Source organism: Streptomyces sp. MMG1121 (assembly GCF_001280015.1).
Classification (GTDB): Bacteria; Actinomycetota; Actinomycetes; order Streptomycetales; family Streptomycetaceae; genus Streptomyces.
In genome coordinates, this window is record NZ_LGDV01000063.1 from 91,713 (window position 1) to 104,488 (window position 12,776).

Below are 12,776 nucleotides of genomic sequence, written 5' to 3' on the forward strand. Positions count from 1 at the left end.
CAACCCGCACCGCTCACGTACGGTTGACGCATGACTGGCTTCGGTGGCACCACATCTCCCGGGATGGTCGACTGGAACCTCGCGGTGGCGACCGCGACACGGCTCGTGCGACCGGGCCCCGACGTCAGCCGCGACGAGGCGCGCGCCATCGTCGCGGAGCTGCGGCGGCACGCGAAAGCCTCGGAGGAACACGTCCGGGGCTTCACTCGTATGGCCACCGAGGAGAGCCACGACACGCCCGTCCTCGTCGTCGACCGCCCCGGCTGGGTGCGCGCCAACGTCGCCGGCTTCCGCGAGATCCTCAAACCGCTGCTGGAGAAGATGCAGGAACGGCGCGCGGGCAGCCCCGGCAGCGCCGTCCTCGGCGCCGTCGGCGGCAAGGTCACCGGCGTCGAACTCGGCATGCTGCTGTCGTTCCTGTCCTCCCGCGTCCTCGGCCAGTACGAGACCTTCGCCCCGGCCACCCGCGACCTCCCGGCCGGCGCCGACGGCGGCGGCCGGCTGCTCCTCGTCGCACCCAACATCGTCCACGTAGAGCGCGAACTCGACGTGGAGCCGCACGACTTCCGCCTGTGGGTGTGCCTGCACGAGGAGACCCACCGCACGCAGTTCACGGCCGTGCCGTGGCTGCGTGACCATCTGGAGGGCGAAATCCAGTCGTTCTTGGCGGAGACCGACGTCGACCCGATGACCTTCCTGGAGCGCATCCGGGAGGCCGCCCAGTCCCTCGCCGGGGGCCGCCCCGAGGGGGAGGAGGACGACGGCGGCCGCTCCTTCGTGGAGCTGGTGCAGACCCCCGCGCAGCGCGAGATCCTCGGCCGCCTCACGGCCGTGATGTCCCTGCTGGAGGGCCACGCCGACTACGTCATGGACGGTGTCGGACCCAGCGTCGTGCCCTCCGTCGCCGAGATCCGCGAGAAGTTCCAGCAGCGCCGCGCCAAGGGCGCCTCCCGGCTCGACATCGCCCTGCGCAAGCTGCTGGGTCTGGATGCCAAACTGAGGCAGTACCGGGACGGCGAGCGCTTCGTACGGGCCGTCGTCGGCGAGGTCGGCATCGACGGTTTCAACCGGGTGTGGACCTCGCCCAACACCCTTCCCACCAAGGCCGAGATCGCCAAACCGGCGGACTGGGTCGCACGGGTGCACCGCAGGACCGAGTCGTGAACGTCACGGACGCGTCGTGAAACGAATCCGGCCTACGGCAGTCGAACGCCCCTCCAATCACCCGTCCGAGGGACCGTGGGGCTTGCGTAGGCGTGCGATGCTCGGGGAACCTCCCGGTTCTGTCACCATCTACCCACTCTGAGTGACCGGTCTCGGGATCACCCCCCGACAACTTCATGAAGGGAACCGGACATGGGTCCCCATCCTGCGGTCGCGGCGATACGCCTGGCGGTCCGCCGCGTCCTTCACGACATCCTCAACGACCACACCTCGGGCAAGCCGGGCCGTCAGGCCACCGGCGAGCACCCGTACCGGACGGCCGAGCGGTCCCCCTCCCCGCTCGTCCTCGTCGCGTGCTCCGGCGGCGCCGACTCCATGGCCCTCGCCTCCGCCCTCGCCTTCGAAGCGCCCCGACTCGGCGTCCGCGCCGGAGGCGTCACCGTCGACCACGGCCTCCAGCCCGGCTCCGGCCTCCGCGCCGACGAAGTCGTCCTGCGCCTGCGCGGCCTCGGCCTCGACCCGGTCGAGTCGGTCGCCGTGACCGTCGGCCGCGACGGCGGACCGGAAGCCGCCGCCCGCGACGCCCGCTACGCCGCCCTGGACGCCGTGTCCGAACGCCACGGAGCCGCCGCCATCCTGCTCGGCCACACACGCGACGACCAGGCCGAGACGGTCCTGCTCGGCCTCGCCCGCGGCTCCGGCATCCGCTCCCTGTCCGGCATGGCCGCGGTCTCGGGGGCCGACGGCCGTTACCGGCGCCCCTTCCTGCAGCTCGACCGGCAGACGGCTCGCAAGGCATGCCTGGTCCAGTCCCTGCCCGTCTGGGACGACCCGCACAACGCCGACCCCGCCTACACCCGCTCCCGGCTGCGGCACGAGGGTCTGCCCGCCCTGGAGAAGGCCCTCGGCAAAGGCGTCGTGGAGGCGCTCGCCCGCACCGCCCAGCTCTCCCGCGACGACGCCGACGCCCTCGACACCTGGGCCCGCCAGGCCGAGACCGCCGTACGGGACGCGACCGGCCTGCTGGAGTGCGCCAAGCTGTACGCCCTCCCGCCGGCCGTCCGCCGCCGCATCCTGCGCCGTGCCGCCATCGAGGCCGGCGCTCCGGCCGGTGCGCTGTTCGCCCGCCACATCGAGGAAGTCGACCGCCTGATCACCGGCTGGCGCGGCCAGGGAGCCATCAATCTCCCGGGCAAAGTCGTCGCCCAGCGGCAGGGTGGCAGACTGGTGATTCGGCAAGGCTGAATCCCGACCTCTCCCGGAGCGACCCTCCGGCGGGCCGGGCGGCCGGAGGCCGTACATGCGGCCGTAAGTGCGGGACGACCGAAAGTGATGCGGGTGGACGCGAAAGACATGGGTGCCGACCTCCAGCGGGTGCTCATCACCAAGGAAGAGATCGACGCGAAGCTGGCCGAGCTGGCCGCGAAGATCGACGCGGAGTACGCGGGCAAGGACCTGCTCATCGTCGGCGTCCTCAAGGGCGCGGTGATGGTCATGGCGGACCTCGCGCGGGCGCTGTCCACCCCCGTCACCATGGACTGGATGGCCGTGTCCTCCTACGGCGCGGGCACCCAGTCCTCCGGTGTCGTGCGGATCCTCAAGGACCTCGACACCGACATCAAGGGCCGGCACGTCCTGATCGTCGAGGACATCATCGACTCGGGCCTGACCCTGTCGTGGCTGATCAACAACCTCGGCTCCCGTGAGCCCGCCTCGCTGAAGGTGTGCACGCTGCTGCGCAAGCCGGACGCCGCGAAGGTCGCGATCGACGTCGAGTGGATCGGCTTCGACATCCCGAACGAGTTCGTCGTCGGCTACGGCCTCGACTACGCCGAGAAGTACCGCAACCTGCCGTTCGTCGGTACGCTCGCGCCCCACGTCTACGGCGGCTGAGCCAACAGGGCGAGCCCTTGTAAGACGATCGGGAACCCCGGCGGGCTTCGCGCCGTTGGAGCAAGCAGAGACGGGATTGCCGGCCGTCGACGCCGCTCCGTGCGACTTCGGGCAACAATGCTGGGGTACCGTCAGAAGAACTGTCTTATCAAACTCACTATGGCAGGAGGGACGGGGCGACACCGCTCCGTATGGATGGACGTGAAGCGATACTTCCGTGGGCCGGTCATGTGGATCGTGCTGGCCGTCCTTGCCGTGGTCGTGTTGATGCAGGTCGTCGGCTCGTCCGGCGGCTACAAGACGGTGGACACCGGCCAGGTCGTCGCGGCGATCAATGACAACAAGGTCCAGTCGGCCAAACTGACCACAGGCGACGAGCAGACCATCAAGGTCACCCTCAAGGACGGCCAGAAGGTCGACGGCAGCTCGAAGATCCAGGCGAGCTACATCGGCGACCAGGGTTCTCAGCTCGCCGGCAACCTGCAGACCAAGTACCAGGACAAGCAGATCCCGGACGGCTACACGGTGTCGCCGTCCAAGCAGAACCCGTTCGTCGGCGTCCTGCTCTCGCTGCTGCCCTTCGTCCTGATCGTGGTCGTCTTCCTGTTCCTGATGAACCAGATGCAGGGCGGCGGCTCCCGAGTCATGAACTTCGGGAAGTCCAAGGCCAAGCTCATCACCAAGGACACCCCGAAGACGACGTTCTCGGACGTCGCGGGCTGCGACGAGGCCGTCGAGGAACTCCACGAGATCAAGGAGTTCCTGCAGGAGCCGGCCAAGTTCCAGGCCGTCGGCGCCAAGATCCCCAAGGGCGTGCTGCTCTACGGCCGCCCGGGTACGGGCAAGACGCTCCTCGCGCGCGCGGTCGCCGGTGAGGCGGGCGTGCCGTTCTACTCGATCTCCGGTTCCGACTTCGTCGAGATGTTCGTCGGTGTCGGTGCCTCCCGGGTCCGTGACCTGTTCGAGCAGGCCAAGGCGAACGCCCCGGCGATCGTCTTCGTCGACGAGATCGACGCGGTCGGCCGTCACCGCGGCGCCGGCCTCGGCGGTGGTCACGACGAGCGCGAGCAGACCCTGAACCAGCTGCTCGTCGAGATGGACGGCTTCGACGTGAAGGGCGGCGTCATCCTGATCGCCGCCACGAACCGGCCCGACATCCTCGACCCGGCGCTGCTGCGTCCGGGCCGCTTCGACCGCCAGATCGCGGTCGACCCGCCGGACCTGCAGGGTCGCCTGGAGATCCTCAAGGTCCACCAGAAGGGCAAGCCGGTCGCGCCCGACGTCGACCTGGCCGCCGTCGCCCGCCGCACCCCGGGCATGACCGGTGCCGACCTCGCGAACGTGCTGAACGAGGCCGCGCTGCTCACCGCCCGTGGCGACCAGAAGCTGGTCGACAACAAGGCGCTGGACGAGGCGATCGACCGCGTGGTCGCGGGCCCGCAGAAGCGGACCCGGATCATGTCGGACAAGGAGAAGAAGATCACCGCGTACCACGAGGGCGGTCACGCCCTGGTCGCGGCGGCCTCGCCGAACTCCGACCCGGTCCACAAGATCACGATCCTGTCCCGCGGCCGCGCCCTCGGCTACACGATGGTGCTTCCGGACGAGGACAAGTACTCGACCACGCGCAACGAGATGCTCGACCAGCTGGCCTACATGCTGGGCGGCCGCGCGGCCGAGGAACTGGTCTTCCACGACCCGACCACCGGCGCCGCGAACGACATCGAGAAGGCCACCAACCTGGCCCGCGCGATGGTCACGCAGTACGGCATGACCGAGCGGCTCGGCGCGATCAAGTTCGGCGGCGACAACAGCGAGCCGTTCCTCGGCCGTGAGATGGCTCACCAGCGCGACTACTCGGAAGAGGTCGCCGCGCTTGTGGACGAAGAGGTCAAGAAGCTCATCGAGACCGCGCACAACGAGGCCTGGGAGATCCTGGTCGAGAACCGCGACGTGCTCGACCAGCTCGTTCTCCACCTGCTGGAGAAGGAGACCCTGGGCAAGGAGGAGATCGCCGAGATCTTCGCCCCGATCCACAAGCGCCCGCCGCGGCCCGCGTGGACCGGCTCCTCCCGTCGTACGCCCTCCACCCGGCCGCCGGTGCTCTCCCCGAAGGAGCTGGCACTGACCAACGGTGCGAACGGCTCGACGGCCTCGATCAGCACGGTCAAGTCCACGGCGTCGGAGTCCGCCCCGGTGACGGAGCAGACCCCGGAGGACCGCCCCGAGAGCTGACCGCGTCCCGGCCGGCAAGACCGGAATGAACGCCGCGTCCGCCAGGTTTTAGCCTGGGGGGCGCGGCGTTCGTATGTCCGCAGGAACGCGTGTGGTCGTCGCCACGCGTATGGCACAGGAACGAGGAAACACATGACCGACCCCGTGACGCTGGACGGCGAGGGCTCCATCGGCGAGTTCGACGAGAAGCGCGCCGAGAACGCCGTACGGGAACTGCTGATCGCGGTCGGTGAGGACCCGGACCGCGAGGGCCTGCGCGAGACGCCGACACGGGTGGCGCGGGCGTACAAGGAGATCTTCGCGGGTCTGTGGCAGCAGCCGCAGGACGTCCTGACGACGACGTTCGACCTCGGGCACGACGAGATGGTGCTCGTGAAGGACATCGAGGTGTACAGCACCTGTGAGCACCATCTGGTGCCGTTCCGGGGCGTCGCCCATGTCGGCTACATCCCGGCCGTCACCGGCAAGATCACCGGCCTGTCCAAGCTGGCCCGCCTGGTGGACGTCTACGCCCGCCGGCCGCAGGTGCAGGAACGGCTCACCACGCAGATCGCGGACTCCCTGATGGAGATCCTGGAGCCGCGTGGCGTCATCGTGGTCGTCGAGTGCGAGCACATGTGCATGTCCATGCGGGGCATCCGCAAGCCGGGCGCGAAGACCATAACGTCCGCCGTGCGCGGTCAGCTGCGGGACGCGGCGACGCGCAACGAGGCCATGAGCCTGATCATGGCGCGCTGAGCCCGGCTCACCGGGGGTTTCGGGAGACCGGCGATCACGCCGCCGGTTCCGCCCCCGGGTGGTTCTGGTCGTCGTCCTCCGGGAGCTTGCACACGCGCTCCAGGAACAGGGCCGCCGCTATCACCGCGATGCCCGCGAGGACCGAGAAGCCGGCGTAGATGGCCTGGTCGCGGCGGGCGGGGATGTCCAGGATCTCCAGCAGGAAGACGCCCGTGCCGCCGTACATACCGGCGACGAGAGCGGCGACCAGGGCGCTGGCCTGGCCGAAGACGACCGCGCGGGCGGCCATCAGCGGGTCGACGCCCTTGGCTCCGGGGCGGCGCTCGCGCTGGGCCTTCAGCCGGGCGCGCAGCGAGAGCGCCGTCGAGAGCAGGACCACGGCGATCAGGGCGAGCACGATGGGTGCGGCCAGAGGGACGCTGGGCAGGGTCCCGATCGAGTTCCAGAGGCGGGCGCCCGCCCAGGACAGGACTCCGGCCACGACGAACACGCCGACCAGCAACCTGATGCGCAGCTCTCTCACGGTGCCCCTTCAGCTCCCCCGGACCGGTCCCGGACTGTGGTCGTCTTGACCTTAACGACTACTCGGGCAGTCGGAGTTCCAGGTCCACGCGGGGTGCCACGCCCTCACGGGTGATCTTCGACAGCAGCTCGGCCACCGTGCCGCGGCCGGGCAGCAGGGCTTCCGGGTCCACGTCGTACCAGGGCGCGAGCACGAAGGCGCGCTCGTGGGCGCGCGGGTGGGGCAGGGTGAGCCGCGGGTCGTCGGAGGTGACGTCGGCGTAGGCGACGATGTCGACGTCCAGCGTGCGCGGACCCCAGTGCTCGTCGCGGACCCGCTTGAAGGCCTCCTCGACGGCGTGCGCCCGCTCCAGCAGGGAGTCGGGGGGCAGGGTGGTCTTCAGGACCACGACCGCGTTGAAGTACGACGGCTGGCTGCCGGGCTCGACGCCCCACGGCTCGGTCTCGTACACCGGGGAGACCGCTTTGACGCGCACTCCCGGGGTGTCCTCCAGCGCGTCGACGGCGCCCTGGAGGGTCTCCAGGCGGTTGCCGAGATTGGCGCCGATGGAGATGACGGCCCATTTCGGGTTCTGCAGGGTCGTGTCGGCGGCGTCCACCTGCTCGACGACCGAGGCGGGCACCGGCTGGACGGTCGGGTCGCTGTGACCCTGAAGGAAAGGTCGGGTCATACTCGGCTCCGGGTGATGGTGACGGTCACGTCGTCGAAGGGAACGGTGATCGGCGCGTCCGGCTTGTGGACAAGGACCTCGACCTCCTGGACCCCTTCGTGCTTCAGGCAGGTCTGCGCGATCCGCTCGGCGAGCGTCTCGATGAGGTTCACCGGCTCGCCCTCGACCACGGCCACGACCTCCTCGGCGACGATGCCGTAGTGCACGGTCTTCGTCAGGTCGTCGTCCGCCGCGGCCGGCCGGGTGTCCAGCCCGAGGACGAGGTCGACGATGAAGGTCTGGCCTTCCTCGCGCTCCTTGGGGAACACACCGTGATGCCCGCGGGCCTTGAGGCCGCGCAGCGCGACACGATCCACGCGAATCACTCCTGCAATCGTCGGGAAGGACCGGTCCGTACCGCGTGCGGGCGGCACACCGGCCTCTGACGAATCTACCTGCGGGCACTGACACAACCGGGCTGCGGGGCCGCGGGGCCGCACAGGGACCACGAGGGTTCATCTCGCGTTTCCCCTGGGAAACCAGGCCGCGCCATGGGCTGGTAGCGGCTCATACCCGGGGGTAGGTGATTCCAACCACTTCTTCGTCCCTGGGGAACCGCCGTCCGCTCAGCCGAGGGGACCGTCGTCCGGATTGACGCCGTTTGTGCCGGGCTCCTCGTCCTCCTCGTCGTCGGTCTCCGCCATCACCGGGGAGGCGTGGTGCGACCACAGCTTCCAGCCGGAGGGCGTGCGCCGGAACACATTCGTGGCGACGACGAGCTGGCCGACCAGCGGTCCCAGCTCCGCGCCGTCCGCCGGGGCGGGGCCGCCGCTGAGAATGTTCTCGGTGCAGTTCACGAGCGCGGTGTCGCCGGTGACGGAGACGTGCACGTCGGTGAGGAAGAACTGGATGTAGTCGGTGTTGGCCATGATCAGGGCGTACGACCTGAGAACCTCGCCGCGGCCGGTCAGCACCGGCCAGCCGGGGTGCACACAGGAGATCACCCCGGAGTCCGCCGGATCGTGGTACTCCTCGTCCACGCCCAGGTCGGCGGGGGTGAGCCAGAGCAAGGACAGCTCCTCGAAGTCGCCGCGCTCCATGGCCTCGTAGAAGGCGGTGTTGGCGGCCTCCACGTGCTCGACGTCGGTGTGGGGGGCGCTCACCGGTCTCCTTCCGCCCCGTGCTCGCCGTCAGTGCCGAGCGCATGTCCGGTGCCAAGCGCCCCGCGCTCACCTTCGGCGCCGGGCGCGTATCCCGCGTCATGCGCCGCGCGCCCACACTCAGCGCCAGGCGTGTGCCCTGTCTCACGCGCCCGGCGCTCACCTTCCGCGCCCGGCGCCGACCCCGTCGTACGCGCCCCCTCCACAGCCCGTGCGACCCGTACCGCGTCCGCGGTGGCGCGTACCTCGTGTACGCGCACCGCCCATGCGCCGGAGTGCGCCGCGAGTGCGGAGACGGCGGCCGTGGCGGCGTCGCGCTCCCTGGCCGGCGGGGGCGCCCCCGCCGGACCGGCCAGCACCCGGCCGAGGAACCGCTTGCGAGAGGCGGCCACGAGCAGGGGGTGACCCAGGGCGCGCAGCCGGTCGAGGTGCGCGAGCAGGACGAGGTCGTGCTCGGCCTCCTTGGAGAAGCCGAGGCCGGGGTCGACGACGATGCGGTCGGGGGCGATGCCGCCCGCCAGAACGGCCTCCACGCGTGCGTGGAGTTCGTCCACGACTTCGGTGACGACGTCCTCGTAGACGCCCTTGACGTTGCTGCCATCGAGGAAGCCGCGCCAGTGCATCACGACGAACGGGGCGCCCGCGGCGGCGACCACCGGGATCATCGCGGGATCGGCGAGGCCGCCGCTGACGTCGTTGACCAGGGCGGCACCGGCCGCGAGGGACTGTTCGGCGACGGAGGCGCGCATGGTGTCGACGGAGACGACGACGCCTTCGGAGGCGAGGCCGCGGACGACCGGGATGACGCGCCGCAGTTCCTCGGCCTCGTCCACGCGCGTGGCGCCGGGGCGGGTGGACTCGCCGCCGACGTCGACCAGGTCCGCGCCTTCGGCGACGAGGGCGAGGCCGTGTTTGACGGCGACTGTCGTGTCGAACCAGCGGCCGCCGTCCGAGAAGGAGTCGGGGGTCACATTGACGACGCCCATGACCGCGCACCGGTCCCATGCCGGAAGGCCCGCCACCAGGCCGCGTCCGCTGAGGTTGTTCATACGTTCAGCGTAGGCCCAGGAGCAGGCCGTGAACGCGCGGTGGCCCGGGCAGAAGCACCCGTGGGGCTTCTGCCCGGGCCGGTCCTCGGTCACGCCGCTCGGTCCCGTGTCGATCAGGCCGCGCGGACGTCCCGCTCCACCCCGTGCGCGCAGGGGCGCTCGGCAGCGGCTTTGCGCCGGCGCAGGAAGCGCGGGAGCGGCAGGGCGAGGTTGACGAAGCCCTCCGCCTGCATGGCCGCGAAGCCGATGCGGGGCAGGTCGGCGGAGTTCCGGTAGACCACGAAGCGGGGCTCCCAGCGCGGCTGGAACTTGGCGTTGAACTTGTACAGCGACTCGATCTGGAACCAGCGCGAGAGGAACACGAGCAGCCCGCGCCAGGCGCGCAGCACCGGACCGGCGCCGATCTTCTCCCCGCGCGCGAGGGCGGAGCGGAACATCGCGAAGTTCAGCGAGACCCGGGTGATACCGAGCTTCGGAGCGGCCTGGAGGGCGGCGACGATCAGCAGCTCGTTCATGCCAGGGTCCGCGCTGCGGTCACGCCGCATCAGGTCCAGCGAGACGCCGTCCTCGCCCCAGGGCACGAAGTGCAGGACCGCCTTCAGGTCGCCGTACTCGCCGGACACGTCGTCCGCCTTGTGGGCGGTGGCGATCAGGCAGTCGCCGTCGGCCGGGTCGCCGACACGGCCGAGCGCCATGGAGAAGCCGCGCTCGGTGTCCGTGCCGCGCCAGTCGTCGGCGGCCAGCCGGATGCGTTCCAGTTCGCCGTCGCTGAGGTCACGGATGCGCCGTACCCGCGTTTCGTAGCCGGCTCGCTCGATGCGCTTGACCATTTGTCGCACGTTGCGCATCGCGCGTCCGGCGAGCGAGAAATCCGCGACGTCCACCACCGCCTCGTCACCCAGCTCCAGGGCGTCCAGGCCGGTCTCGCGGGTCCACACCTCGCCGCCCGTCTCCGAGCAGCCCATGACGGCCGGGGTCCACGAGTGGGCCTTCGCCTCGTCCATGAAGCGCTCGATCGCGCCGGGCCAGGCCTCGACGTCGCCGATGGGATCGCCACTGGCGAGCATCACACCGGAGACGACGCGGTAGGTGACCGCCGCCTTGCCACTGGGGGAGAAGACGACCGCCTTGTCCCGGCGCAGCGCGAAGTGGCCGAGCGAGTCACGGCGTCCGTGCTTCACCAGCAGGGCGCGCAGCTGGGCCTCGTCCTCCTCGGTGAGGCGCGCGGCCGGGTGTTCGGGACGGAAGGCCAGGTAGGCCGTGGTGGCCGCGGTGATCCAGCCGAGCGCGCCGAGGGAGAAGGCGACGGTCCAGGAGGTGTTGCCCTGGTAGTCGACCGGGCCCTCGAAGCCGAACAGGCCGTAGACGACGTGCGTCAGCCGGTCGGCCAGGCTCGGGTCGCCGATCGTCCGGTGCGGGTGAACGCTGACGATGACGAGACCGAGAATGAGGGAACCCGCGCTCATGAGCACGAAGTTGGCGAGCGCGCGCCACCTGCTGCGTGGGTCCGGCAGCGCCGCGAACTCGTTCCTGTGTCGCAGCAGCGGTACGAGCAGCGCGAGTACGATCAGCACGCCGACGATCGAGTGACGGTACGCGAACTGCGCCACGGCACCCGCCGGCAGCAGCGCGACCGCCGCCCGCCACGCCCGGCGCTTGCGCCGTTTGAGCCCGTGCGCGAGCAGCAGCAGGAGCACACCGGCGCTCAGCGACAGCGCCGCGGCGAAGGGCCCGAACGAGCCCGGCAGCACCTCGGCGATCGCGTGCATACGGCTGTGGCGGAAGCGCGGGAACACACCCGCGGCAATGTCCAGGACGCCCACGAGCGCGGCCGCCCTGCTGACCAGGGTGGGAACGGCCTCGGGACGCGGGCCGCGCAGTATGCGCCGCGCCCGGCCGGATCGGCTCGGAACCTCGCCCGACATTTCCCCATCTATCCTGACAGACATCGCATCCCGTAGTTCTGCGAGAGACCTTGAACCCGGGCCCGATCGGGCATCCGGCGACATTGCGCCCTCTAGGACGGTGTCTGGGGGAGAGAGGTTCACTCCTCACCGGAAAGTCGGGTCAAAGGGCAAGGAAAGCCCCGGGCAAGCCTTCGCAATGAGGCGTGGCAAGTGCCGGGCGGAAAGTGCAGGCAGGAAGCAGCCCATGGGTCTCACGAGCAACAAAGTGCTGATGCTGGCGATCGTGTTCGCCATCGTGCTGTTCATCGGTACGGTGTGGCTGTGGCCGCGCCTGGCACGGCAGAGCTGGCGGTCCGTCAGCGGACGGATCGGTCTTCTGCTGGCCACCCAGCTGGCGATCTTCGCCTCGGTGGGTCTCGCCGCCAACCAGGCCTTCGGGTTCTACGCCAGCTGGGCCGACCTGTTCGGCAGGGAGACCGGCCAGGGTCTGGTCGTCGACCACATAGCGGGCGGCGGTAACAGTCCGATCCAGGTGGTCTCCACATCCCGGGTCGTCGGTGTGAGCAGCGGGCTGCCGCAGGTGGCCGGGCAGGTCCAGAAGGTCGACATCATCGGCCGTACGACGCACCTCGCCACTCCGGCGTTCGTGTACCTGCCGCCCGAGTACTTCCAGCCGCAGAATCGTGCCCGCAAGTTCCCGGTGTCCGTGGTCCTCACGGGCTACCCCGGCACGGCACAGGCGCTGGTGGACAAGCTGAACTACCCGAGTACGGCGCAGCGGCTGGCCAAGAGCGGCAAGATGCAGCCGATGATCCTGGTGATGCTGCGGCCGACCGTGGCGCCGCCGCGGGACACCGAATGCGTGGACGTTCCCGGCGGTCCGCAGGCCGAGACCTTCTTCGCCAAGGATCTGCGCAACGCGGTGATGGCTCACTACCGGGTGGACAAGACGCCCGCCAGCTGGGGCATCGCCGGCGACTCGACCGGCGGCTACTGCGCGCTGAAGATCGCCATGCACCACCCCGGGTCGTACGCGGCCGCCGCAGGCCTGTCGCCGTACTACAAGGCGCCGATCGACCCCACCACCGGGGATCTCTTCCACGGCAACAAGAACCTGCAGAATCGCGCCGACCTGTTCTGGTCGCTCAAGAACCTGCCCGCGCCCGAGACGTCGCTGCTCGTCACCAGCAGCAAGGTCGGCGAGCACAACTACAAGGACACGCTCAAGTTCATCAAGAGCGTGCAGGACACGAACGTGACCAGGGTTTCGTCGATCATCCTTCCGAGCGGCGGGCACAACTTCAACACCTGGAAGCGGGAGATCCCGGGGATGCTCCAGTGGCTCAGCGCACGGCTGGTCGCGCACTGAACCCTGTGCCCTGACGCCTTGTGAAGCCCATCGTGTGGCCGTGTTTTTACGGGGCGGGGGTCCGCGATTCGCCTACGCGCGGTAAGTTT

12 protein-coding genes are annotated in these 12,776 nt (G+C 69.9%); 6 read left to right on the forward strand and 6 right to left on the reverse strand.

Translation table 11 applies throughout. The features are described from left to right. Positions 1-30: 30 nt before the first annotated feature. The 5 genes from ADK64_RS07730 to folE all read left to right on the forward strand — a co-directional run bounded on the left by ADK64_RS07730 (position 31) and on the right by folE (position 6,030). Complete coding sequence (locus ADK64_RS07730; protein WP_078992542.1) at positions 31-1,164, forward strand: zinc-dependent metalloprotease; 1,134 nt, start codon at positions 31-33, stop codon at positions 1,162-1,164. Between the two features lie 192 nt (positions 1,165-1,356). Then, entirely contained in the window at positions 1,357-2,409 is a 1,053-nt protein-coding gene (tilS, locus tag ADK64_RS07735) for a tRNA lysidine(34) synthetase TilS (RefSeq protein ID WP_053656413.1), read from the forward strand. A gap of 87 nt (positions 2,410-2,496) precedes the next feature. Further along, entirely contained in the window at positions 2,497-3,057 is a 561-nt protein-coding gene (gene hpt, locus ADK64_RS07740) for a hypoxanthine phosphoribosyltransferase (RefSeq protein WP_053656415.1), read from the forward strand. A gap of 195 nt (positions 3,058-3,252) precedes the next feature. Continuing rightward, positions 3,253-5,292 (forward strand): ATP-dependent zinc metalloprotease FtsH, encoded by a 2,040-nt coding sequence (gene ftsH / locus ADK64_RS07745; RefSeq protein ID WP_053656417.1) that lies wholly within the window; start codon positions 3,253-3,255, stop codon positions 5,290-5,292. A gap of 132 nt (positions 5,293-5,424) precedes the next feature. After that, entirely contained in the window at positions 5,425-6,030 is a 606-nt protein-coding gene (gene folE / locus ADK64_RS07750) for a GTP cyclohydrolase I FolE (protein WP_053656419.1), read from the forward strand. Positions 6,031-6,064: 34 nt separating this feature from the next. Here folE and ADK64_RS07755 read toward each other — a convergent pair whose 3' ends face one another. The 6 genes from ADK64_RS07755 to ADK64_RS07780 all read right to left on the reverse strand — a co-directional run bounded on the left by ADK64_RS07755 (position 6,065) and on the right by ADK64_RS07780 (position 11,336). Next, positions 6,065-6,553 (reverse strand): DUF3180 domain-containing protein, encoded by a 489-nt coding sequence (locus ADK64_RS07755; RefSeq protein ID WP_053656421.1) that lies wholly within the window; start codon positions 6,551-6,553, stop codon positions 6,065-6,067. A 58-nt stretch (positions 6,554-6,611) separates the two neighbouring features. Beyond that, positions 6,612-7,223, reverse strand: coding sequence for a 2-amino-4-hydroxy-6-hydroxymethyldihydropteridine diphosphokinase (gene folK / locus ADK64_RS07760; RefSeq protein ID WP_053656422.1), 612 nt, complete (start codon positions 7,221-7,223; stop codon positions 6,612-6,614). Beyond that, positions 7,220-7,579 carry a dihydroneopterin aldolase gene (gene folB / locus ADK64_RS07765; protein ID WP_053656424.1) on the reverse strand — a complete coding sequence of 120 codons (360 nt, stop codon included), beginning with the start codon at positions 7,577-7,579 and terminating at the stop codon, positions 7,220-7,222. Before folB ends, folK begins: the two co-directional genes overlap by 4 nt. Positions 7,580-7,828: 249 nt before the next feature. Continuing rightward, positions 7,829-8,365 carry a nuclear transport factor 2 family protein gene (locus ADK64_RS07770; RefSeq protein WP_053656426.1) on the reverse strand — a complete coding sequence of 179 codons (537 nt, stop codon included), beginning with the start codon at positions 8,363-8,365 and terminating at the stop codon, positions 7,829-7,831. Next, positions 8,362-9,411, reverse strand: a complete 1,050-nt coding sequence (gene folP, locus ADK64_RS07775; protein WP_234384494.1) for a dihydropteroate synthase — start codon at positions 9,409-9,411, stop codon at positions 8,362-8,364. The genes ADK64_RS07770 and folP overlap by 4 nt, the downstream gene beginning before the upstream one ends. Positions 9,412-9,524: 113 nt before the next feature. After that, positions 9,525-11,336, reverse strand: a complete 1,812-nt coding sequence (locus ADK64_RS07780; RefSeq protein WP_053656428.1) for a phosphatidylglycerol lysyltransferase domain-containing protein — start codon at positions 11,334-11,336, stop codon at positions 9,525-9,527. A 226-nt stretch (positions 11,337-11,562) separates the two neighbouring features. Between ADK64_RS07780 and ADK64_RS07785 the strand changes: the two genes are divergently transcribed. Next, positions 11,563-12,687: an alpha/beta hydrolase gene (locus ADK64_RS07785; RefSeq protein WP_053656430.1), complete on the forward strand. Its 1,125-nt coding sequence runs from the start codon at positions 11,563-11,565 to the stop codon at positions 12,685-12,687. Positions 12,688-12,776 lie beyond the last annotated feature (89 nt).